Source organism: Abiotrophia sp. HMSC24B09, from assembly GCF_001815865.1.
Classification (GTDB): domain Bacteria; phylum Bacillota; class Bacilli; order Lactobacillales; family Aerococcaceae; genus Abiotrophia.
In genome coordinates this window covers 91,442-114,473 of the sequence record NZ_KV822203.1, presented here as the reverse complement: position 1 = coordinate 114,473, position 23,032 = coordinate 91,442, and the positions used below count along the sequence as shown (strand labels likewise).

Below are 23,032 nucleotides of genomic sequence, written 5' to 3'. Positions count from 1 at the left end.
GAGGTGCCTTATGGATTGGAAAGCCTTCTATGATTTACCCGCCTTGTCGGGAGATGAATTCGACCTGCATCAAGCCCTGGCCCAAGCCCTGACCGACCAAGGGCTCAGTCTCTATCGGGATCAACTGGGCTCTGTCTTGGGCCTCAAGCCAAGGGAGCAGGCGCCCTTTCGGGTCATGCTGACCACTAATCTGGATGAAAATGGCGGTCTGATTCAAGCCGTTCGTCCGGATGGGCTCTTGGACTTTGTGGCCCTAGGCCGCTATCAGAAGACCGACTATGTCAACCAAGTGGTCCGCCTCTTAAGCCGGGACCATGTGCCTCATGTGGGCTATGGGGTCCTGGTAGAGGGCCAACCCTATCTAGCGCTAGGCGCGGCCTCAGCCCAGCAAGTGGCTGACTTGGGCATCCAGGTGGGCGACAGCTTTGTCTTAGACTTTTCCCGTCGGCAAATAGGTGGGGGTGCCTGGCTAGGTCGTAACTTGGCCAATCGGGCCAGCCTCGAGCTGATACTGGATATGAGTCGCCAACTTCAAGATAAGATTAGCTATGAGTTGGCTGTGGGTGGCATTAGCCAGTCCCTAGTGGGGACCCGGGGGGCCATTACCGCCACCAATCTTATTCAACCAGACTTGGCCCTGGTGCTGGATGCCAGTCCGGTTCCTGCTTCTGACTATGACCCTAAGTGTCTCTATTTGCGTTATTTTGATAAGACCCTCTTACCTAACACGGCCTTGTTGGAAGCCATTCGCCAAGTGGCCCAGGAGCTGGGTTACCAAGTCAAGGGCCAGGTTCAAGAGGCCGGGACCGATGGGGCCTTTATCCATAAGACAGGGGTGGGGGCACCGACCTTGGTTATTGCCCTGCCACTCCTCCAGTCGCCAGGCCTTTATCAGTGTCTAGATCCAGCTAGTTTCGAGCCCGTGCGAGACACCCTGGTGGCCTTCTTGAGCCAACTGACCCCAGCCCAAGTCCGAGACTTTGGCTTTGGCAGTCGGGGAGGTGGCCCTCATGACCACTGAAGCTCAAGGTCAGGTGGACTGGCAAGTCCTGTCAGATTTATGCTGCTTACCCGGAGTGTCGGGCCATGAGGCCGGCATTCGGGCCTACTTGGACCGGCAGCTGACCATGTGCCAGCAAGGCACCGACTCCTTGGGGTCTGGCCTCTACAGCCTAGCAGGTCAGTCCCAGTCACCCTTGTCCTTGCTCTTTTCCACCCACATGGATGAAATCGGATGGGTGGTGCGGGCCATTGATGAGGCCGGCTATGTCTTCATTCAGGAAGTGGGGCGCTCCTGGTCCCATACCCTCTTGCAACAAGAGGCCCAGGTCTTCACCCAGGACGGCCGGGTCTACACGGGGATTCTGGCTGGACCGCAGGTTCATAGTCTTAGCCCTGAGCAGCGCCAGCAAGTGGTGCCCATGGACCGGGTCTATCTGGATCTGGGGGTGGACGATCGCGACCAAGTCCGAGCTCTGGGCATTGAGGTGGGCGACTGGGTTTGCCCGGTGACCACTTTCCAGGCCTTAGCCAATCCTGACTATTTGGCCGCCAAGGCCTTCGATAATCGGGTCAGTGTGGCTCTGGGAGTCTGGACCATGCAGGCCCTAGCCCAGGGTTCTTGTCCCAACAAGGTGACCCTGGGGGCGACCGTTCAAGAAGAAGTGGGCTTGCGGGGGGCGCGAACCGTGGCCCAAGCCGTCAAGCCGCACATTGCCCTAGCAGTGGATACCTGCCTAGCAGGCGATACGCCAGCTGACCACAATCCTATTAAGCTAGGCAAGGGTGTCTCCCTAACGGTGGCCGATAATATGACTGTAACCCACCGGGGCCTCTTGCGTTACTTGGAAGGCATCTGCCAGCGGGAGGGGATTCCTTACCAACTGGGCTGCTTCCTAGACGGGGGGACAGATGCGGGCAATATCCATAAATCCCAAACCGGGATTTTAGCGACGACCCTGTCCATTCCTATGCGCTATATGCATACCCACCGGGGTATCTTGCATCGGGCTGATGTCCTAGCGGCCTACCGCCTCATGGTGGCCGTGGCGCGGGACTTGACGCCGGCTATCTACCAGCAGCTGCTGGACCAAAATTATCATTATCAAGTATAGAATCAATGACAGAAAGAAGGTGACAGCCATGTGGGGAATCATTGCGACCTGGCGCATGGCCCTAGAAGGAGTCCAGGCCACCCTGCCTAGCTTGGCAGGCGGTGGCTCTGCGGGTGACGCCATTGAGCAAGCCATCAAGGCCGTCGAAGACTTTCCTTATTATAAATCCGTCGGTTACGGCGGTCTGCCTAACCGCCAAGGCCAGGTAGAATTAGATGCCGCCTATATGGACGGCAGTCGCCTAGACTTTGGGGCCGTTTGCGGGATTCAGGATATTGCCAACCCTATTGGGGTGGCGCGCCGCCTCAGCCAGGAACCGGTCAATAATGTCTTGGTCGCCCAAGGTGCCTGCCAATATGCCCTAGACCATGGCTTTGAAGCCAAAGGAATGCTGACAGACCGGGCTCAAATCCACTACCACAATCGCCAGGTGGAGCTAGCTCAAGAACAAGGCCTAGCTGCCTACGACGGCCATGACACCGTGGGCATGGTGGCCCTAGATGCACATAATCACATGGTGGCTGGGACCTCGACCAGTGGCCTCTTCATGAAGCATCCCGGTCGAGTAGGCGACTCGCCTATTATTGGCTCGGGTCTCTATGTGGACTCCCAGATTGGGGGCGCCACCGCTACTGGCCTAGGGGAAGATTTGATGAAAGGGGTCCTGTCTTACGTCATCGTTGGTCTGATGGCTGCGGGTTACCATCCCCAAGAGGCCTGCGAAAAGGCTGTTCATGACCTGGACAGACGTCTGAGAGCTCAACGCGGCCAAGCCGGCGATTTGTCGGTAGTGGCCATGAACGCCAAGGGCCAGTGGGGGGCCGCAACCAATATTGACAACTTCTCCTTCGTGGTGGCCAGCAAGACCACCCCTTTGACCGTCTACCGTCTTCATCCGCTGGCTTCTGGCCAGATGGAATTGGAACGGGCGAGTCAGGAATGGCTAGACGACTATGTGCGTCAACGCATGCGGCCCCTGGAGGTGAAGTAGGCATGACCCTCAAGCAAATTCAAGCACTCAATGCCTTGCTGGAAGACTTGCTACCCCAATACTGGCAGGACCTAGCCCAACTGGTAGCCATTCCCAGTGTGCAGGGCCCGGCGGAGCAAGACGCTCCCTATGGTCCTGGACCTAAGGCTGCCCTGGACTGGGTGCTAGACCGGGCCAAAGCTATGGGCTTTGAGACGGTCAATCTAGACCATAAGGTTGGCTATGCCCAGTGGTCGCCTGACCCTAACCAGGCGACCTCAGGTGCTGGCTATTATGGGATTTTCGGGCATGTGGATGTGGTGCCGGCCGGTCAAGGCTGGCGGCAGGATCCCTGGACCCTAACCAAGAATCAAGCACAAGGTCGCTACCAAGGGCGTGGCGTCCTAGACAATAAGGGGCCCATTCTGGCCAATCTCTATGCCCTTTATGCTCTCAAATGCCTAGGCTATCACTTCCGTCATCCCATTCGGGTGGTATTTGGGACCAATGAGGAGACAGGCTTTGGCTGCATCCAGCATTATCTGTCCCAGGAAGCAGCACCCCTCTTCGGTTGGACGCCAGATTGCAAATGGCCGGTCGTCTATGGCGAGCGAGGGCGTTTGCGGGTAGCCCTTAGCGTGGATTCGGATCAAGTGGCCAGCCTCTTTGACTTTGTTAATGCCTATCTGCTGACCGGCACCAAGGATGGTCGGGAGCTGGGCATTGCTTATGAGGACCAGGACTTTGGCCGCATGATGCTAAGGGGCTACCAGCTGGGGCTAACTCAGGGACGGCCTTGGGTGGCTTGGTCCATGGCCTATCCAGGAACCTGCAGTCAGGAAGAGATTCTGGCCCAAATTAAGTCGCGCCTGCCGGAAACAGGCCAAATAGAGGTCCTCAGCCATTGGGCGCCTGTCCTCAAGGACAAGCAGTCGCCTTATATTGAGGCCTTGCAGCAGGTCTACAACCAGGTGGCCGGCCAAGCCCTTGAGCCCGTCACAACCACTGGGGGTACCTATGCCAAGTTTGTGCCTAATATCGTCGCTTACGGGCCTTCTTTCCCGGGCCAACGGGACATCGCCCATTTGCCTCATGAATGGCTAGGCATTGAGGATTTAGAGACGGATCTAAAAATTTATAGCCAGGCCTTACTGGCCTTATGGCAGCTAGAACAAGAAGTGGAGGAGGCAAGTCCATGACCCTAATTGAGTTGTGTGCCGGCAGTGTCAGAGATTGTCTGATTGCCCAAGAAGCTGGCCTGGACCGGATTGAGCTCAACAGTGGCCTGGCCCTGGGGGGGCTGACGCCAACGGTGGCCTGTCTGGAATTAGCCAAAGCTAATGGCGTGACCCTGCCAATCATCTGCATGGTCCGACCACGTGGCGGTGGCTTCGCCTATGATAAGCTGGAAATCAGGCAAATGTTGGCAGAAGGCCAAGCCTTGTTGAGAGCAGGTGCCCGTGGCTTGGCCTTTGGCTGTCTAACTGAGACTGGTCAGCTTAATTGGGAGGCAAACCAGGCCCTGATTGAGCTCTGTCAGACCTATGGCGCCCAATCAGTCTTCCACCGGGCCATTGATGTGGTGGCCCAGCCTGACCAAGCCATTGAAGGCTTGATTAAGCTAGGTTGCCAGCGGATTTTGACCAGTGGGGGAGCCAAGAGCATCGAGGAAGGGCGAGAACGACTGGCTCATTATCAAGCCCAATATGGGGCAGACATTGAATTTGTCATGGGGGCCGGTCTGAATTTGGCTAATGCGGAGGACCTGGTGGCCTATACAGGCATTCAACAAGTCCACGGCAGCTTCAAGACCTGGTACCAAGACCCTACGACCCAGCAAGGCTCTGTTTCATTTGCTTACGATCCTCGAGGAGCCTATGAAGGGGCAGACCGGGACCTAGCGCGCGCGCTAGGCCAAGCACTAGGAAAGAAGGAGTAATATGGTAAGACGTGTATTAGAATGCCTGCCCAGCGACTACGCTGGCTACAGTGCAGAAGAACTCAAGCAAGCCATCTGGGCCGCTGAAGGCCGGACCGTTTGTTGTGAAATGGTGGCACCTGTGCCTGCCTATATCAGCAACTTGACCAATGCGGAAATCGCTAAGGCCTTCGGGGCAGACCTCATGCTCTTGAATGGGCTAGATGTCCTTAATCCTGTCATTTGTGGCTTGGATCAAGGGACAGAGGATCCCATTCGCCGTCTAAAAGCCCTATCAGGCCGCCCAATTGGGGCCAACCTAGAGCCAGTTGATGCTGACGCCATTATGGTGGAGGCGCGTAATGTTCTGCCTAAAGGCCGGACCTGCTCGGTTGAGACCCTAGAAGCGGCCGACCGCCTAGGTTTAGACTTCATTTGTTTGACCGGGAACCCTGGCACGGGGGTAACCAACAAGGAAATCGCCCACTATGTCAAGGTAGCCAAGCAACATTTCTCTGGTCTGGTTATTGCCGGTAAAATGCATGGGGCTGGGTCCAAGGAGCCAGTGGCCAGCATTGAGACTGCCAAGGACTTCATAGAGGCCGGGACCGACATTCTCCTAGTGCCGGCCGTGGGAACAGTGCCGGGCTTTACCGATGATGAGCTGGTGGCCATTGTCAAGTACGCCCATGCTCACGATGTCCTAGTCCTATCTGCTATCGGGACCAGCCAGGAATCCAGCAGCCCGCGGGTGGTGGAAGACATTGCTATTCGCAATAAGGTGGCTGGCGTGGATATTCAACATATTGGCGACGCAGGCTTTGGCGGCTTGGCCAATGTGGAAAATATCTTCGCCTTATCAGTGGCCATACGGGGCATGCGGCATACGGTGAGCCGTGTGGCCGGCTCCGCCATTCGTTAATGCAGCAAAAGTAAACAAAGAAAGCCAGGTAGTTGAGCTACCTGGCTTATTTTAGTCTGGGCTGACCACTGATTGGATGATGGTAAGGACCACTTGGCTGGCCTTTTCCATGCTTTCTAAGCTGACAAATTCATACTGGCCATGAAGGTTCTCGGCGCCCGTGAAGAGGTTAGGCGTCGGGATGCCCTTATAGGTGATGATGCAGCCGTCTGTCCCGCCCCGGAAAGGCTTGATAAGAGGTTCAATGCCGCAGGCCTTGTAGGCGGCAATGGCTACCTCAACCGGCGTCATGTCTTGCTTGAGGATATCGTACATATTGTAGTACTCGTCGTAAATTTGGCATTGGATACGGGGCCGGTCGTAGCCTGCATTCTGTTGGGCCACAATCTGACGGAAGAAGTCCTTGCGAGCCTGGAAACTTTCCTTGTCATGGTCGCGAATAATGTAGGTAGCCTGAGCTTGGCCAATGTCGCCACTTTGGCTGGACAGCATATAATAGCCCTCGTGTCCCTCGGTCAGTTCGGGCACCTGGTCTTGAGGCAGGCGAGCGAAGAGTTTGGCAGCTTCAGCCAGGGCATTGACCATGAGGCCCTTGGCGGTCCCGGGATGGACACTAGTCCCGTCGATGGTCAACATGACCCGGGCGGCATTGAAAGTCTCGTATTCCAACTTGCCCACTTGGCCGCTATCCAGCGTATAGGCAAAGTCTGCCGGGAAGTCTTGGGCTTGGAAGCGGTGGGCGCCTTTGCCGATTTCTTCGTCGGGTCCGAAGGCTAGCCAAATATCGCCATGAGGTAGGTCAGGATGGGCTAGGAGGTGGATGACCGCCTCTAGGATGCTGACCAGACCTGCCTTGTCGTCGGCCCCCAGCAGGGTGGTGCCATCCGTAGTAATCAGGGTCTGGCCCACATAGTGCTTCAAGTTAGGAAATTCAGACACCCGCATGACAATGCCCAAGTCAGGATTCAAGACAATATCCTGGCCGTCATAGTCTGCATGGACCTGGGGCTGGATATTTTCAGCATTGAAGTCGGCCGTATCCACATGGGCGATAAAGCCAATAGATGGTGCCTTTTGATGGGCCGGCAGGTTGCTTGGCAAGAGGGCGGTGACAAAGGCGTCTACTGGATTGAAGCGGACTTGACTGAGGCCGAGGTCTCTGAGTTCGCTCTCCAACATGCGGAGGAAGTCCAGTTGGCCGGGTGTGGTCGGCACGGCATCCGAGTGCAAGTCGGACCGGGTGTTGATTTTAGCATAGCGGATAAAGCGTTGGAGCATGGATTCCATGGCGGAGCCTTCTTTCTCTTAATTGTCTAGGTCTAGTATAGCACTATGACGAGCCAGACCCAAGTTAGACCTTGTTGGCAAGGACGGGGATTTGTGATAGACTGGGGGCACAGTAAGGCATAGAGCAGAGGAGGAAGCCATATGCGGATTAGACAGACAGAGAATCAGGATTTGCCTGCTTTGATGACTTTATACGAACAAGCCCGGGCCTTTATGCGGGCCCAGGGCAATCCCAATCAGTGGCCAGACGGCTATCCGCCCCTAAGTCTCCTAGAAGCCGATATAGCGCAAGGCCATTCCTATGTCCTAGAGGACGAGGACGGCCAGCTAGTGGGCACCTTCGCCTTGATAGGTGGAGAGGACCCGACCTATGGCCAGATTGACGGCCTAGGTTGGCGCAGTACTAGTTCTTATGTGACCATTCACCGCCTGGCAGCCAATGGCAAGGCCCGGGGCGTGGCGCGGGCAGCTTTCGACTTCGCTAAGTCCGTCTGCCCCCACATCCGGATTGACACCCACGCCCAAAACCTGCCTATGCAGCAGGCCATCCTGGCCTACGGCTTCCAGGAGCGAGGCACCATCTATCTCCAAGACGGCTCGCCCCGGCAGGCCTATGACTATCTAAGCCAATAAGTAAGTGAGGACTGGAAAGGACTTTCCGGTCCTTATTTTTGTCTAGGGCTATTTTTGAGCTTGAATCTTGATGTGGACTTTGATAAGATAAGGATAAGAAACAGGTGTTTCCTAATAAGGAGGGAAGACAAATGCCGCCTAGCTATAAATTTACCCGCCAGGAAATGATTGAAGCTGGACTGAAGATTGTTCGAGAGCAAGGATTGGCTGCCTTGACAGCTCGTTCGCTAGCTCAGGCTCTTGAAGCTAGTCCTAAAGTGATTTTTGGTCATTTTAATAATATGGAGGACTTTAGTCAGCAGGTCATTGAAGCTGGTAAGCAAGTCTTTGTTGACCGCGTGACGGTCGCTTTACAGGGGCCGTATGCCTTTCGTAATGTGGGGCTGGAGTATATTCGTTTCGCGGCTCAAGAGCCTAAACTATTTCAAATCCTCTTCCTAGATGAAAGGGAGCCAGTGACGCATTTCAGTCAATTTCTACCGCTCAAAGACTATTCTTATGAGGGGATGTTGGCTGCTATTGAAAGAGAGTACGACTTGGAGCCGGCTCAAGCAGCCACCATTTATCAGCATCTCTTCATCTATAGTCACGGTATTGCCAGCATGATAGCGACCGGTATTTACCGCTTCAGTCCGCAAGAGATTGAGGAGCGGATGATTCAACTATTTACAAGTCTTATTATGACGATAAAAAAAGGAGCCTAGCCATGATACAAGTGACGGATATTTCTAAATCTTATGGTCCCAATCCCGTCTTAAAGGGCCTCTCTCTGAACCTAGAAGAGGGTGATTTTCTAGTCTTATTAGGAGCTTCGGGCTCTGGTAAATCGACTCTACTAAACATTATGTCGGGTTTAGAAACCCCAGATTCAGGGGCTGTCTACTACGACCAAATCAACTTAGCTGACCTATCAGAAGCTGAGCGTACTGCCTTCCGCAAAGACCAGGTAGGATTTATTTTCCAACAATACTATCTTTTGCCACAACTAACAGTGGAACAAAATATCAAGGTGGGGGCCTATTTAGCTGGCAATCAAGACTTTGAGGACTTGATTCAGGCCCTAGGTCTGGAGGAAATTCGCTATCATTACCCTGCGAGCCTGTCTGGTGGTCAGCAACAGCGCGTTGCGATTGCCCGTGCCTTGGCTAAGAAACCTCGTGTGCTCTTTCTAGATGAACCAACAGGAGCTTTGGATGAGACGACTGGTCGCCAGATCTTAGGCTATATTAGCCAGCTCCAAAGCCAGACAGGCGTGACTTTGGTCATGGTGACCCATAATGAGCATATCGCGCAGATGGCCAATAGAGTGGTTCGCATGAACAGTGGTCAGATTCAATCCATCACTTATAACGAGACGCGCTTGTCCGCTGATGAGATTGGGTGGTAGGCATGGTTCAGATTATCCAACTTAAACAGCTTAAGCAACTCAGTGTGGTGGCGGTCATTTGTGCTTGCGCTAGCTTTGTTGCCACGCTTTTCTTGAATTTTTGGTTAGACTTACGCCTGCTAGACTTCGATCAGCTTTCGCTCTTGGGCCAGGCCTACTACCGAGTCCAAGAGAAGATTTCCCAAGTGGTAGCAGGCGTATCGGGGCTAGTCTTGGTCGCAACTGCCCTGGCTATGGTACTTTTTTACATACATCAATTTATTGAAGACCATCAGACAGACCTAGGGATTCTCAAAGCCATGGGCTATGCGCGGGGACAATTGGCGCGCCAGTTCTGGATTTTTGGGCTCTATGGCTTGCTTGGAACGCTTCTTGGTGGTCTGGCAGCATATACTTTTCTGCCTCATTTCTACACAACACGCAACTCTGCGGGGCTTTTGACAGGGCTCAGCCTGCACTTGCACTGGGGCTTGATCCTGACCATGGTCTTGCTTACTAGCTTGCTCTTGACAGCTATGGCGGTGGGCTATGCCTATCATGTACTAGCGCGACCAAGTCTAGTGCTCTTAAAAGGCAGTCAGACCTTGCGGCCTCCTAGGAAGAAAGGGCCACAAGAAGGGCGGGAGAACTTCCTCAGTGACTTGAGAGCCAGTCTTTTCTGGCGCCACAGATTCTTAATTTTCCTGGTTGGTTTTGCAGCCTTTTGTTTCGCTGCTATGTTACAACTCGCGCTAAGCTTACAAGATATGATGGATGTTGCCCTACAAGTGATGATGATCGGTATTGGCCTCATCTTGTCCCTGTCTATCTTCTACCTCGCGCTCCTGACCTTACTCAGCCGTCATAAGGATAGCGTGGCGATTTTGAAGGCCATGGGCTATAGCCAAAGGGATTGTCTGTCTGTTACTTTGCGTCCATATTATGGCGTGGTCATGTTAGGCTTTCTGCTGGGTTCAGCCTATCAGTTTGGCATTATGCGCCTGATTCTTTGGCTTGTCGTCGGTCAAGGTAGTCAAATGGTCGATAGTGGCTTCAACTGGGTAAACTTTGTCCTGGCAGGATTCTTGCTAGTCATTGTATACACCGGCTTCAATGTCTACTTCAGCCGGCGTCTAGCTCAAGTGCCTATTAAGGCTATTTTGCTGTCTGAATAAGCAACCCCACATCCAAGAAGCAGGGATTTGGTCCCAGCTTCTTTTTTGTTGTATAATAGCAAGGTTACGAAAGGAGAATGTGACATGTCACTCATTCGCAAATTAGGCTGGTTCTTCAAGTTGGAAGCCCGCCGCTATATGATTGGGATTCTGGCCTTATCCTTGGTCAGCGTCTTCAACCTCATTCCGCCACGCATTATCGGGCAGGTTATTGATGCCATTGCTGGTGGCAATCTGACCCCTAGCGATCTGGCCATCAATCTAAGCTGGCTAGTGGGAGCCGCCCTCATAATGTATGCCCTCCGCTATGTCTGGCGGCTCTTTATTTTAGGGACAGCCAATAGCCTGGGCCGGATTCTACGGACTCGCTTGTTTAAACACTTTACCCGCATGGCGCCGTCCTTCTATACTCGTTATCGGACCGGGGACCTGATGGCCCATGCAACCAACGATGTCCAAACCTTGGTCATGACGGCAGGGGGCGGGGTCATGTCGGCCGTGGATGCCTCGATTACCGCCCTAGTTACCCTGGCTACCATGTTCTGGATTCTGGATTGGCGCCTGACCCTGGTGGCTATTTTGCCTCTGCCAGTTCTGGCCTGGGGGACTAGTCGCCTGGGACGCATCAACCATGAAGGTTTTAAACAGGCCCAGGAGGCCTTCTCTGAGCTTAACAACTCGGTTCAGGAATCGGTCTCCGGTATTAAGGTGACCAAGTCCTTTGGTTATGGGGCCCAGGAAACAGCTAAGTTTCAGGCCACCAACCAGATGGTCTGGGCTAAGAACCTGCGAGCTGCCAAGTACAATGAGCTCTTCCAACCCATGGTCTTGATTTTCGTGGGGGCGTCCTATCTGATTAGCCTGCTCTACGGGGGCTATTTGATTAGTCAGGGCCAGTTCACCGTCGGGGAAATGGTTACCTTCATGACCTATCTGGATATGCTGGTCTGGCCCCTGCAAGCCATCGGTTGGCTCTTCAACATTATGCAAAGGGGCTCGGTCTCCCTAGATCGGATTGATAAACTGCTGCATGAGGAAAGCCCAGTCCGTGAGACGGAACATCCTCTGCCTAGCATTCAAAATGGCCGCTTGGACTATGATATTGAATCCTTCGCCTATCAAGATTTGACCACCTTAGAGGATGTCCACTTTAGCTTGGAGGCCGGTCAAACCCTGGGCATTGTCGGGACCACGGGGTCTGGTAAGACCAGTCTCTTGCGCCTACTCTTGCGGGAGCAGGATGTCAATGTGGGCAGCATTCAGTTAGATGGCCACGACATCCGCGACTACCGCCTCAGCGACTTGCGGAGCTTGATGGGCTATGTACCTCAAGACCAGCTGCTCTTCGCCATGAGTATTCGGGACAATGTCCGCTTCGGTCAGACTGACCTGGATGATGCGGCCGTTGTCAGAGCCACCCAACTCTGTGGTGTCTACCAGGATATTCAGGCCATGCCTGAAGGGTTAGATACCCTGATTGGGGAACGGGGCGTCTCCCTGTCCGGTGGTCAGAAGCAACGTTTGGCCATGAGCCGGGCCCTGATTTTGGATCCAGACATTCTGATTCTGGACGATTCGCTATCAGCCGTGGATGCCAAGACTGAGCATTTGATTTTGGAAAATCTTAAGTCGGAACGTCAAGGCAAGACCACCATTATTACGGCCCACCGTCTGTCAGCCGTCGTCCATGCCGACCTGATTCTGGTTATGGAAGAGGGCCGCATTAAGGAGCGGGGTAATCACCAAGAATTGCTGGCGCAAAATGGCTGGTATGCGACCACCTACCGTAGTCAGCAACTGGCTCATAGTTTGGAAGGAGGGGACTTAGATGCCTAATCGTGCTAAAACTTTTGGCCGCCTCATGGCCTATATGTGGCGTTACAAGGGGACTGCCCTGATGGCCCTGGTCTTCATCTTCCTGACATCGGCCGTGACGACTGCCATTCCACTCCTGGCCCGGTATTATATCGACCACTTTATTGGGGGTGGCTTGGTGGCCCAAGGAGGCTTAATCCTCCTGGCCTACTACAGCCTCTTCCTGGTGCGAGTGGCCTTTACCTTCTTAGGTAACTACACCTTCGCCCGCGTGGCCCAAAGCGTGGTCCGCGACTTGCGCCAAGAGTCCTTCGACAAGCTGCAAAGCCTGTCCATGCGTTACTTCGACCAGACGCCAGCCGGGGCCATCGTGTCCCGCCTGACCAATGATACTCAGGCAGTGGCCGATATGTTTAGCGCCATCTTCTCCAGCTTCCTCAGCTCCTTGGTCATTGTGGCCGTCACTATTGGGACCATGCTTAGTCTCAATGTGCCCCTGACCCTGCTCATGCTGGTCTTTATTCCCATTATGTTTGGCTCTATTGCCCTCTACAACAGTAAGTCGCGCGATTTGATTGCCATGACCCGGGCTAAGCTCAGCGACTTGAACGTTAAGCTGTCGGAAAGCATTGAGGGCATGCGGATTGTCCAAGCCTTTGGCCAGGAAGGCCGTCTCTTGGCGGAGTTTGAGGCCATTAATGCAGACCATGTGGCCTATTCCAATAAATCCCTCAATGTCAACAGCCTCTTCCTACGGCCGGCCATGTCCTTACTTAAGCTCTTGGCCTATGCCGTTATCCTAGCCTATTTCGGGGTCACCTGGCAGGTGGCTGGTGTGACCGCGGGGCTTATGTATGCCTTCATTCAATACTCCAACCAGCTCTTCAACCCGCTGATTGAAGTCACCCAGAACTTTTCCATTCTGCAAACTTCCATGATTGCGGCCGACCGGGTCTTTGCCTTGATTGACCAGGAGGACTATGAACCAGCCCAAAGCGGTCAAGTCACAGAAATCGGGGCGGGCAGTATCGAGTTCAAAGATGTCAGCTTCTCCTATGATGGTAAGCGGGATGTCCTCAAGCATATTAGTTTTAAGGTGGAAGCCGGCCAGACGGTGGCCTTTGTAGGTGCGACCGGGTCTGGTAAGTCTTCTATTATGAACCTCTTCTTGCGCTTCTATGAATTTGATCGCGGCCAGATTCTGATTGATGGTCAGGATATTAAGTCTTATTCGGCTGATGCCTTGCGGTCGGCGGTGGGCTTGGTTCTGCAGGATCCTTTCCTCTTCCACGGGACCATTGCCTCCAATATTCGCATGTATCAAGAGGGCTTGACGGATGAAGCCATGCGCGAGGCAGCGCGCTTTGTCGATGCGGCTGACTTTATTGAGAGTCTACCAGCGGACTACGACAGTCCGGTGACGGAGCGGGGGGCTACTTTCTCAAGTGGCCAACGCCAGTTGCTGGCCTTTGCCCGGACCATGGCCACCCAGCCTAAGATTTTGATTCTGGATGAGGCCACGGCCAATATTGATTCGGAGACCGAGGAAGTCATTCAAGCCTCGCTAGCCAAGATGCGAAAGGGGCGGACGACCTTGGCCATCGCCCATCGTCTGTCGACCATTCAGGATGCGGACTGTATCTATGTCCTGGACCAAGGGCAGATTGTCGAGTCGGGCAACCACCAGGAGCTACTGGCTCAAGGTGGACTCTACTACCGCATGTATCAGCTCCAAGCGGGCATGATGAACTAAATAAGACAAGCTTGAGGCTGGGACGGATGTCCTAGCCTCATTTTTGTGGCAAAGGCGTGACTAAGGCGCGACACGCTAGTCAAAAGTCAGGTCCGTGAGGTGGGACCGGCTGCAGCCTCCCTGCGGGAGTCTTCCGCCTTGCCTAGCTATGGAATCTCTAGGTCGCTGGCGCTCCCAGAGCTTCTCATGCGCTTGGCATCCTTTGGCACCACACGGACCTGATTTTGACCGTGTCGCGTCTTAGTCACGGGCTTGAGAGCTTAAACAAGTACCTATCAAAAGTATAGAATAGGGCCTGCCCTTTTGAAGTCCAAGACAGGCTTTGTTATAATGAGAAAGTAAGCGAAAGGGGGCGACCGTATGACCATTACAGCACAGGAGATTTTGGCGCAAAGGCTCTATCATCAGGCTTTGCTTGAGTCTAAGTTGACGGGGGCAGAGGTCTTGGCCAAGAGTCTGGGGATTCAGTCTCAGTATGTGACCCATGGCATCTATAATTACTTCAACCGTCTGGCTGATCCCAAGGCGGATAGTTATGAGGACTTAACAGAACAAGGTATTCTGGCTTGGGGCCAGCGGGGGACCTACCACTTCTATGATCGGCCGACTTGGGAAGCCTTGTCACTGCTTCTGTCGGAGACGGTCTCCTGGCCCTGGCATCATTTGGCTGAACAAGGGGTGGAGGTGGCGGCCCAATTAGAGCGCCTGGCGGGCTATCTGGCTGACGGTCCTCTGACGCGTGAGGCCCTCAAGGAACGCTATGGTCAGGAAGAGTGGCGCCAACTCTTCCGCTGGGGTGGGCTCTTCTTGGCGGCTTCGCGTCAGGGCCAGCTCTATCAGACCCTGAGTCAGGGTGACCGGCAAGTTCATTGGCAGCCAGCGCCAGAAGGCCAGGACTTGCAGCTCCTTAAGCATCAGCTGCTGGCGTCTTATTTCTCTTTCTATGGTCCGGCGACTCTGGCGGATGCGGCCCATTTCTTCGGGTGCCCCAGGCCTTCTTCAGTCAGGTGGACCTGTCTGACTGGCCAAGTTGTCGTTATGACAAGCAGACCTTTTATTATGAAAGCTGGCAGGATGCGGCCAAGTTGCCGACTGTCTTAGTCCTGGGCAAATTCGATGCCCTCTTGGTTTCTTACAAATCTAAGGACATCCTAGTCGAAAAGGACCGCCACCATACCATTTGGCGCAAAGCCGGCCAGATTCCTGCCCTGATTCTGATTCGGGGCCAGGTCAAGGGCGAGTGGAACTTGCGCCAGCAAGGCGACCAAGTCAGCTTCCAAGTAACCAGTCCCCAGCCTTTGGCTAAGGCTCACCAGGCCACCATCCGCGCCCGCTTCAAGGCCTTTGCCCGTTGGTGGGGCAAGAAGATCAAGGCCATTGACTTTGTGGTAGAATCCTAGCCCCTGTTTTCTGCCAGCCAATCTGCTATAATATAGAAGTACAAAGAATTTACACAACGAAGGAAGATAGAATGAAACTGATCTCATGGAACATCGATTCACTCAATGCGGCCCTAACTAGCGACTCGGCCCGGGCCCAACTCTCCAAGGCAGTCCTAGACCAGCTAGCACAAGCAGGAGCAGACATTATTGCTATTCAAGAAACCAAATTATCGCCAACAGGTCCAACCAAGAAGCATGAAGAAATCTTGGCCGAATACTTCCCGGGTTATGCCCACACTTGGCGGTCCTCTCAGGAGCCAGCCCGCAAGGGATATGCTGGGACTCTCTTCCTCTATCGGGATAGCTTGAAGCCTAAGGTGACCTTCCCTGAAATCGGGGCGCCGTCGACCATGGACTTAGAAGGCCGGATTATTACCCTAGAATTTGACGACTGCTATGTGACCCAGGTTTACACGCCTAATGCGGGGGATGGCCTCAAACGTCTGGCTGAACGTCAGGTCTGGGATGCTAAATACGCCGACTACCTGGTTAGTCTGGATGCTAAGAAGCCAGTCTTGGCGACTGGGGACTTCAACGTTGCCCATCAGGAAATCGACCTAGCCAACCCAGGAGCTAACCGCCAATCTGCAGGCTTTACTGATGAAGAACGGGCTGGCTTTACCCATTTGCTCAGCCGGGGCTTTACCGATAGTTTCCGCCACCTACATGGGGACGTGCCGCATCAATATACTTGGTGGGCCCAACGCAGCCGGACCAGCAAGATTAACAATACGGGTTGGCGCATTGACTACTGGTTGGTATCTGATCGACTTGCAGACAAGGTGACCAAGTCCGAGATGTTGGATTCAGGGGCGCGCCAAGACCATACGCCGATACTGTTAGAAATTAATTTATAAGAGGAGGCAGTTCGATGACACACTATCCTGTGGAAAGCACAGAGCTCATGCCGGAAGATTTCTATGAGAGAGTCTTCACTCATGGCTATGAGACCTACTTCAATCAGCCTAAGCCTGAAGGCTTGGACCAGTCCTTCATCTGGCAGATGAAAGACGGGGAGCGCTTGGTGGCAGCTATGAATGGCAAGCTTCGTTATCAGGCCATGGAAATCGAGAACCTAGCTATCGACCCGGACTATCAGGGGCAGCGTTTGGGCAGCCAGTTTATAGACTATGCCAAGGATTATGCCCGTCAAGTCGGGGTGACCAGCATTCTCTTAACCACGCGGACCTATCAGGCCAAGGACTTCTATCTCAAACACGGCTTTGAGGTCTATGGCTTCTTGGAAGATGTCCCAATGCCAGGGGTCGGAGTCTACTATATGATTTATCGACTTAAATAAGCAAGCTGAGGTCGGGAAGGGATTCCCGGCCTTTTTTGCTATCACCTCTATCTATAATTAATATCATTAAATAATACAATCTTGACGATAAATATTATTGACAATCTAAATTAGAGAAGCTATAATAAGGATGTAAAGTAAATTGATTATAAATAAGAGGTGAGATCATGAAATGCTTAAAATACAATAAACGAATTATTGAGACCGTGCTCTGTCTGGGCTTTATCCTATTGGGACTAGTCTTTTTAGAAAGTCAACCTGTCTGGGGACAGGCAAGTTTTATTCTAGCTTTCTTGATTGGAGGCTATGAGCCAGCCCTGGAAGGCTGGAAGGAGTTAGTGGAGGAACGTCACCTTAATGTCGATGTCCTCATGGTCTTGGCTGCCTTGGGTGCGGGCATTATTGGTTACTGGCTGGAAGGGGCCTTGCTGATTTTTATCTTTGCCCTGTCAGGGACTTTGGAAGAATTAGCTATGAAGAAGAGCCAGGATGCCATTACAGCCCTCATGGCCCTACGGCCAGACAAGGCTTGGCGCATTCTGTCCGACGGTCAGTTGGAAGAAGTAGAAACCGGCGAGCTCATGATTGGCGACCGTCTGCGGGTCAAAAAAGGCCAGGCAGTGCCAATCGATGGTAAGTTAATCAGCGACTGGGCTAGTTTAGATGAAGCCATGGTGACAGGGGAGCCAATCCCAGCGGACAAGGCAGCGGGCGACCTAGTATTAGGCGGGACCCTCAATGTGGGCGCAGAATTGGACATGGTAGTCACCGTAGCCCAAGAAGATACCCTCTTCGCTAAAATCGTAGCCCTGGTCAAACAAGCCCAAGGCCAAAAGAGCCGGGTGTCTAGCCTGATTGAAAACTTAGAAGATACTTATGTTAAGGCGGTCCTTTTCCTGGTTCCGACCTTTATCGTGGCGGTCCACTTCTTGCTGGGCTGGTCCTGGTTGGATAGCTTCTACCGTGGCATGATTCTCTTGACCGTGGCTTCTCCTTGCGCCTTGGTGGCTAGCTCCACTCCAGCCGTTTTAGCGGCTATTAGCCGAGCTGCTCGTATGGGCGTCATGGTCAAAGGCGGTCAAATTATGGACCAAATAGGTGACATCAACCTAGTGGTCATGGATAAGACCGGAACCTTGACCCAGGGCCAACCCCAGGTGGAAGAAGCCTGGTTTGCGGAAGAGGCGACTGGCTTGAATGCCTTGGTGGCAACGGCTGAAGCGACCTCTACCCATCCTGTGGCTCAAGCCATCTTGAACTATGTGGGCGACTATCAAGCGGTGAATTTGGGTCAGCTTGAGGACGTGACCGGCCGAGGTTTTACCTGTGCCTATCAAGGGCATGACTGGCGGATTGGTAAGGCTGATTTCGTCTTAGAAGTAGTGGGGCAAGTACCTGCTGACTTAGAACAAGTCCTAGCCAAGCAAGAAGCAGCCGGCAAGACCTTGGTCTTGGTGTCTCGTGACCAAGCATTAGTGGCTTGGTATGCGCTCTTTGACCGAGTGAAGGCAGAGAGTAAGGCCACAGTGGAATTGCTACATGAATTAGGAGTCCAAGTGGTCATGATGACGGGGGACCACCAGGCAGCGGCCCAAACCATTGCTAATGATTTAGGTATTGACCAAGTGCAAGCCAACTGCTTGCCGGATGACAAGGCCCGTTTGGTGGCTGACTACAAGGCCCAAGGCTATTGTGTGGCCATGGTGGGGGACGGCATCAATGATGCGCCTGCCTTGGCTCAGGCTGATGTCAGCTTTGCCATTGGCTCAGGGACTGACATTGCCATGGAAACAGCGGACTGCGTCATTATGGACGATTTGACTCGGGTGCCTCAGGCCATTCGGCTCTCTCGTCGCATGAAGACCATTATTATGCAAAATATTATCTTCGCCTTGGCCGTCATTGTCTGCCTGATTGCAGCCAATGTCTTCCAAGTGGTCAGTCTACCGCTTGGCGTGGTAGGCCATGAAGGTTCTACGATTTTAGTTATTCTCAACGGCTTACGTCTCTTGGGTTTTCGGCATAACCCATCAGACCTTAAGTCAGTCCAAGCGGCACAAGTAGCCCAATAGGTAAGAGGCTGCGCCACTTGGAGGTGCTTTTCAGATGACTGGCTCACACTGCGTGTGGGGCCAGTCATTTTTTGTAAGCTTTTCCTTAGGCTCAGAATATGCTATAGTAAGGGAAAGCAAGAAGGAGGGCGTCACATGAGATTATGGCATCAAGCCTTGATTGATAAGTTGCCAAGACAACAGCTGCTAGGTCAGCATCGGGAGTGTGCGGCCTTGCGGGGCAAGGGTTGGGGCAAGCCCCACAGTGTGGTTAACTATGTCTTTGAACATTCGCCCTACAAGCTCTATGCCTACCACCGCCTGATTATGGAGGAAATGGTTCGCCGGGGCTATCGGCCGGACGACCAGTGGTGGGAGCCCAGCTATCGTGGCAAAGTTATGCCAGCCTATGAAGCTAGCCAAGTCCAAGCTCAGCCAATAGGCTCTCCTATTTATGTGGAGCATGACGCGACTTATCTGGCTGAGTGCTTAGCTAATTTGCGAGCTAAGGGCATTGAATTAGAACCGGAAAACTAGAAGGGAGATTTAAATGATGATTAAAGAATGGAAGAAACTAGGGCTTTTAAGCCTGACTGCAACTATGTTATTGGGGGTCGGTGCACCGAGTGTGCAGGCTCAAGACCTGACCACTGATGAGCTGGTAAACCGGGTCATTAAGACTAGCCTCCAAAGCAAAAGCGTCCACACTAAGGTCAAATTTTCCATGACTCACAGTGATCTTGAAGAGAAAAATACACAGACCGTGCTAGATGGCGAGTTAGATGCTAGCCTTGACTTAGATAAAATGGCGGGCAAGGCTGAGTTTGGCTTGGCTAAGTTTCCCGGGGCAAGCAAAGTCAAGTTAGCTTTACTAGATGGCTACTTATATGGTAAGGCAGACGGTAAGGAGTTGGATCCAATTGACCTCAAGTCTCAAGTGCCAAGTTGGAAGTCAGACTTGGAGTCTATGCGTCAGGTGGAAACTTGGCTGTCGCCTCAAGACAGCGGGGAGCTAGCTAAGTATATCCAGAGTGTCCAAGAAGATCAGGGTTACCTCTTGCAATTATCAGAAACCATTGATGGTAAGCAGCTCTATCGTGACTATCAGGAGTTATGGGACCAGGTCAAGCAAGAGGCCTTGCACCAATTGCTGCTGGAGATTAGTAACCCTACCATCTATGGCGATTTTGCGAGCTTTATTGACTATGTCTTAAATGAAGAGGCCTTTGGTGCTTTCATGGCCCGTAAGCCAAAGATTCTGGTGCAGACGGACAAGGATTTCCGTGTAACCCATGTTACGATTGATTTTCAGTTTAGTATTGACCAGGGGATGGATCTATTCTCTGGCTTAACAGGAATCTTCCATGTCAAATTGGAAGCGGACTTGGACCAATATGACCAAGCTGTGTCAGTAGAAAAGCCTTAGGGCATTTGAGGAGGAAAGTAGATGAAATGGTTTAAAAAATTAAGCCTGCTAGCCATGGCCGGTGGCCTTTTGGCTGGTGGGGTGGCGCCAGCAAGCGTTAGTGCGCAAGCTCCGTCCCTGGACCAATTACTGAATGGGACCATGAAGAAGATGGTCAACACCCAGACGGTGCATACTAAGGGTGAGTGGAAGATAAGCAATACGCTCCCAAGCCAGGAGGAAGGTATCCTCATAGGCGGCCATTTTGAAGCAAATGTAGATTTGGACCAAGCGTCCGGATTCGGCTCCTTTGATTTGGGCAGTTTCTTGGGCGACTACCACTTAATTGCCTCTGTCAAAGACGGGCAGCTTCATGGCAAGGAGAACCATGAAGAAGAGGTCAGAAGTCTAGATATCAAGACTGAAGTTCAAGAATTTCAAGACTCGCTTAAGCATTTACGTAGCTTGGATCAATTCTATACGCCTGAAGAAATCGCCTTATATTCAGAGATTTACGAGGTTAAGGAGCTAGAGAATGGCTACGAGTTGCGTCTGAGAGAGGATGTAGATGGTAAGAAGGTTTACCGCGACCACGAAGCTGCGTGGAATCTATTAAGTGCAGCTGCGGTTTATGGGGCTTATCAATCGGACCACCCAACCGACTCCAAAGAGATTAGCACGGAACTCATTCGCTACATCTTTAACGAGGATGCTTTCGAAGCTTTCTTTGCCAGCAAGCCTAAGTTTAATTACCAAGTAGATAAGGACTTCCGACTTCAGAGCCTTGAAGTGGACATGGTCTTTACTGTTGAAGAGGGCAAAACGCGTCACTTGAACTATTTAGCAGGCACCTACCGTATTCAAGGTAAAATCACCTTTGACCAATACAACGAACCGGTTCAAAGTCCAAGACCTTAAGCCATCTAGCCCCCTGCATGAATCTGTAAGAATTTTTCATATTGAAAATAATCAAAAATGTGGAAATATAAGTGATTTCTAGAAGATGCTTGGAGCGTTATTAAATATAATTATTTCAAAATGGGCCAAAAGTAGGGCAAAGAACCATACAGATTCTATACTGTATGGTTCTTCTTTTTTATCTAACCAAGAAAGGTTAAAACCCATTAAAATAAATCCCAGTCAGATGTTGAATATTTTCTAGTCTGGGTCATGTAAAAATGAACAAAAATGAATTTCTATGATTAAGGCTAAGAGGATTATTTGCTAGAACAGCAGCCTGAAAGAGTCCAATTCTGATATAGAAGAAGCATGTCACGCATTACGCTGTTGCTCGTAGTGTCAATAAAATAAATAGACAATTTGGAAGTTTCAGTCTGGTTCGCAAAAAGAAAAGGAGTTTTCACTCCTTTTCACACGTTATATTTCGCTTTGCTTTTCTTTCTTTTGCAATCATATAGGTGCCAAGAATGACGAGTACGCCGAAAATGATACTTCCCAAAGTGATGTTCATAAAAGCAATTTTTTGAGGACTATCGGCTGTTCCGTACTCTTTCATCATCATACCAGACAACGGTATGATGGAATCCTTCTTTGGTATTCTTAAGTCTGAGATGTTTTATGGTTATGAGAAAACATTTAAATCACTTAACCAATTGGAACAAGCTATTGTTGACTACAATGAGTACTACAACAACAAACGAATTAAGGTAAAACTAAAAAGGGCTTAGTCCTGTGCAATACAGAACTAAATCCTTCACTTAAATTATTTGTCTAACTTTTTGGGGTCAGTACAAACAGTGCTTTTTTTGTTGAAATCGCAAAAAATCCAAGCTTTCTTTTTGCAGATAACATTCGCTCTTTTATTTTCGGTATGATTGAGTCGATGCCCCGTTCTCGACCGGTTATTATTGCAGATTATCGAATGCCAGAGCGCTATGCCATCACTTTTTGGAAGAATACTTGGAGCAATTCTACGCAGAATGGGATGCGAAAAAGTGATAGTTAAAGAGACGAAAAAGCTGAGAATATGATTTCCCAGCTTTTTTGAATGCGATAGAAATAGCAACTAGACTATTTACGAAAGGCCTCAATAATGTAGGTGAAGCCAGTAACTAAAAATGCAAAGGCATTGACATAAACGACAAAGACACCTGTAGCCACTGGATTGAACAGAATCACTAGACCTAGTAAAAATTCAAGCAAGGCTACCCACGTGATATTGCTACCAATAATAGGGAAAATCAATCTTAGACGATTGCCTTTAAAGAAAGCAATAATGGCTTCTACAATTAACCAAATTCCTACAATGGTCGGAATGACGACCGGCAGGGTCACAAAGCCATAAGTAACGAGGTAAAGAGCTAAGAGAAGACTAACAAATCCTTGGAAAAGATAAACAGGTGAGCGAAGCTCTTTTGGTTCAAAGAAATAGCCTAAAATAGCTGCTATAGAAGAAACCAGTAAACCAAATGCAATCCACCAGCTGTAAGCAACAAGATTAGCTACTGGGTTTGTAAATAGGAAAAGTCCTAAAAGGGCAAAAACAACTCCTGCAAGGAATAGCAGTAAACGATTAGAAAATTTCATTTCAATACCTCCGATATAGTATAGTTTGATATTAAAGTTATTGTACCTCTTTTTATAAAAAATGTCAATAAAATAAATAGACAACTTGGAAGTTTCAGTCTGGATCGCAAAAAGAAAAGGTGTTTTCGCTCCTTTTCACACTTTATATATTTCGCTTTGCTTTTCACGCTTTTGAAATCATATAGGTACCAAGGATGACAAGTACGCCGAAAATGACACTTCCCAAAGTGATGTTCATAAAAGCAATTTTTTGGGGACTATCAGCTGTTCCATACTCTTTCATCATCATGATTTGCAAGAATCGGTAGTAAAGCAGCTGTTGCAAAAAATATTC

The 23,032-nt window shown here is 51.3% G+C and carries 24 protein-coding genes and 1 pseudogene; 21 read left to right on the top strand and 4 right to left on the bottom strand.

Going from position 1 to position 23,032, the window contains the following annotated elements; translation table 11 throughout:
• Positions 1 to 10: 10 nt before the first annotated feature.
• Genes HMPREF3093_RS05325 through HMPREF3093_RS05300 form a run of 6 tightly spaced genes read left to right on the top strand, consistent with a single transcriptional unit; the run spans position 11 to position 5,924 of the window.
• Positions 11 to 1,021 (top strand): hypothetical protein, encoded by a 1,011-nt coding sequence (locus tag HMPREF3093_RS05325; RefSeq protein ID WP_070755980.1) that lies wholly within the window; start codon positions 11 to 13, stop codon positions 1,019 to 1,021.
• Positions 1,011 to 2,114: a M42 family metallopeptidase gene (locus tag HMPREF3093_RS05320; protein WP_070755978.1), complete on the top strand. Its 1,104-nt coding sequence runs from the start codon at positions 1,011 to 1,013 to the stop codon at positions 2,112 to 2,114. Before HMPREF3093_RS05325 ends, HMPREF3093_RS05320 begins: the two co-directional genes overlap by 11 nt.
• A 28-nt stretch (positions 2,115 to 2,142) precedes the next feature.
• A complete protein-coding gene (locus tag HMPREF3093_RS05315; RefSeq protein WP_070755976.1) occupies positions 2,143 to 3,105 on the top strand; it encodes a glycosylasparaginase in 963 nt (320 codons plus the stop codon).
• A gap of 2 nt (positions 3,106 to 3,107) precedes the next feature.
• Positions 3,108 to 4,283: a M20/M25/M40 family metallo-hydrolase gene (locus tag HMPREF3093_RS05310; RefSeq protein ID WP_070755974.1), complete on the top strand. Its 1,176-nt coding sequence runs from the start codon at positions 3,108 to 3,110 to the stop codon at positions 4,281 to 4,283.
• Positions 4,280 to 5,023, top strand: coding sequence for a copper homeostasis protein CutC (locus HMPREF3093_RS05305; RefSeq protein ID WP_070755972.1), 744 nt, complete (start codon positions 4,280 to 4,282; stop codon positions 5,021 to 5,023). The genes HMPREF3093_RS05310 and HMPREF3093_RS05305 overlap by 4 nt, the downstream gene beginning before the upstream one ends.
• Position 5,024: 1 nt before the next feature.
• Positions 5,025 to 5,924 (top strand): DUF7916 family protein, encoded by a 900-nt coding sequence (locus HMPREF3093_RS05300; RefSeq protein ID WP_070755970.1) that lies wholly within the window; start codon positions 5,025 to 5,027, stop codon positions 5,922 to 5,924.
• A 51-nt stretch (positions 5,925 to 5,975) separates the two neighbouring features.
• Here HMPREF3093_RS05300 and pepT read toward each other — a convergent pair whose 3' ends face one another.
• Complete coding sequence (gene pepT / locus HMPREF3093_RS05295) at positions 5,976 to 7,211, bottom strand: peptidase T (RefSeq protein ID WP_070755968.1); 1,236 nt, start codon at positions 7,209 to 7,211, stop codon at positions 5,976 to 5,978.
• 141 nt (positions 7,212 to 7,352) lie between these two features.
• On the opposite strand from pepT, the gene HMPREF3093_RS05290 reads away from it, so the two are divergent.
• From HMPREF3093_RS05290 to HMPREF3093_RS05230, 14 genes are all read left to right on the top strand, one after another.
• A complete protein-coding gene (locus HMPREF3093_RS05290) occupies positions 7,353 to 7,844 on the top strand; it encodes a GNAT family N-acetyltransferase (protein WP_070755966.1) in 492 nt (163 codons plus the stop codon).
• Between the two features lie 131 nt (positions 7,845 to 7,975).
• Positions 7,976 to 8,548, top strand: a complete 573-nt coding sequence (locus HMPREF3093_RS05285; protein ID WP_070755964.1) for a TetR/AcrR family transcriptional regulator — start codon at positions 7,976 to 7,978, stop codon at positions 8,546 to 8,548.
• A 2-nt stretch (positions 8,549 to 8,550) separates the two neighbouring features.
• Positions 8,551 to 9,231: an ABC transporter ATP-binding protein gene (locus tag HMPREF3093_RS05280; protein WP_070755962.1), complete on the top strand. Its 681-nt coding sequence runs from the start codon at positions 8,551 to 8,553 to the stop codon at positions 9,229 to 9,231.
• 2 nt (positions 9,232 to 9,233) lie between these two features.
• Positions 9,234 to 10,385, top strand: coding sequence for an FtsX-like permease family protein (locus tag HMPREF3093_RS05275; protein ID WP_070755960.1), 1,152 nt, complete (start codon positions 9,234 to 9,236; stop codon positions 10,383 to 10,385).
• 84 nt (positions 10,386 to 10,469) lie between these two features.
• A complete protein-coding gene (locus HMPREF3093_RS05270; protein WP_070755958.1) occupies positions 10,470 to 12,221 on the top strand; it encodes an ABC transporter ATP-binding protein in 1,752 nt (583 codons plus the stop codon).
• Positions 12,214 to 13,953 carry an ABC transporter ATP-binding protein gene (locus HMPREF3093_RS05265; RefSeq protein WP_070755956.1) on the top strand — a complete coding sequence of 580 codons (1,740 nt, stop codon included), beginning with the start codon at positions 12,214 to 12,216 and terminating at the stop codon, positions 13,951 to 13,953. The genes HMPREF3093_RS05270 and HMPREF3093_RS05265 overlap by 8 nt, the downstream gene beginning before the upstream one ends.
• Positions 13,954 to 14,313: 360 nt before the next feature.
• Complete coding sequence (locus HMPREF3093_RS05260; RefSeq protein ID WP_083316284.1) at positions 14,314 to 15,054, top strand: DNA glycosylase AlkZ-like family protein; 741 nt, start codon at positions 14,314 to 14,316, stop codon at positions 15,052 to 15,054.
• Positions 15,039 to 15,353: a DNA glycosylase AlkZ-like family protein gene (locus tag HMPREF3093_RS09595; RefSeq protein ID WP_373880577.1), complete on the top strand. Its 315-nt coding sequence runs from the start codon at positions 15,039 to 15,041 to the stop codon at positions 15,351 to 15,353. Before HMPREF3093_RS05260 ends, HMPREF3093_RS09595 begins: the two co-directional genes overlap by 16 nt.
• Before the next feature lie 71 nt (positions 15,354 to 15,424).
• Positions 15,425 to 16,252, top strand: a complete 828-nt coding sequence (locus tag HMPREF3093_RS05255; RefSeq protein WP_070755954.1) for an exodeoxyribonuclease III — start codon at positions 15,425 to 15,427, stop codon at positions 16,250 to 16,252.
• 14 nt (positions 16,253 to 16,266) lie between these two features.
• Positions 16,267 to 16,695 (top strand): GNAT family N-acetyltransferase, encoded by a 429-nt coding sequence (locus tag HMPREF3093_RS05250; RefSeq protein WP_070755953.1) that lies wholly within the window; start codon positions 16,267 to 16,269, stop codon positions 16,693 to 16,695.
• A 167-nt stretch (positions 16,696 to 16,862) separates the two neighbouring features.
• Entirely contained in the window at positions 16,863 to 18,767 is a 1,905-nt protein-coding gene (locus HMPREF3093_RS05245; RefSeq protein WP_070755951.1) for a heavy metal translocating P-type ATPase, read from the top strand.
• A 135-nt stretch (positions 18,768 to 18,902) separates the two neighbouring features.
• Positions 18,903 to 19,283, top strand: coding sequence for a TIGR02328 family protein (locus HMPREF3093_RS05240; protein ID WP_070755949.1), 381 nt, complete (start codon positions 18,903 to 18,905; stop codon positions 19,281 to 19,283).
• A gap of 13 nt (positions 19,284 to 19,296) precedes the next feature.
• Entirely contained in the window at positions 19,297 to 20,172 is an 876-nt protein-coding gene (locus HMPREF3093_RS05235; protein WP_070755947.1) for a hypothetical protein, read from the top strand.
• 21 nt (positions 20,173 to 20,193) lie between these two features.
• Positions 20,194 to 21,069 carry a hypothetical protein gene (locus HMPREF3093_RS05230; RefSeq protein ID WP_070755946.1) on the top strand — a complete coding sequence of 292 codons (876 nt, stop codon included), beginning with the start codon at positions 20,194 to 20,196 and terminating at the stop codon, positions 21,067 to 21,069.
• 442 nt (positions 21,070 to 21,511) lie between these two features.
• Here the strand turns inward: HMPREF3093_RS05230 and HMPREF3093_RS09810 are convergent, their stop codons facing one another.
• On the bottom strand, positions 21,512 to 21,673 hold the full coding sequence (locus HMPREF3093_RS09810) for a hypothetical protein (protein ID WP_180363273.1): 162 nt from the start codon (positions 21,671 to 21,673) through the stop codon (positions 21,512 to 21,514).
• Position 21,674: 1 nt separating this feature from the next.
• On the opposite strand from HMPREF3093_RS09810, the pseudogene HMPREF3093_RS09590 reads away from it, so the two are divergent.
• Positions 21,675 to 21,873, top strand: a pseudogene (locus HMPREF3093_RS09590) (IS3 family transposase); the annotation flags it as partial.
• A gap of 309 nt (positions 21,874 to 22,182) precedes the next feature.
• On the opposite strand, the gene HMPREF3093_RS05225 reads toward HMPREF3093_RS09590, so the two are convergent.
• Both HMPREF3093_RS05225 and HMPREF3093_RS09805 read right to left on the bottom strand, forming a co-directional pair.
• Positions 22,183 to 22,698: an HdeD family acid-resistance protein gene (locus tag HMPREF3093_RS05225; RefSeq protein ID WP_070755945.1), complete on the bottom strand. Its 516-nt coding sequence runs from the start codon at positions 22,696 to 22,698 to the stop codon at positions 22,183 to 22,185.
• 163 nt (positions 22,699 to 22,861) lie between these two features.
• Positions 22,862 to 23,023, bottom strand: a complete 162-nt coding sequence (locus HMPREF3093_RS09805) for a hypothetical protein (RefSeq protein ID WP_180363272.1) — start codon at positions 23,021 to 23,023, stop codon at positions 22,862 to 22,864.
• Between the last annotated feature and the right edge of the window lie 9 nt (positions 23,024 to 23,032).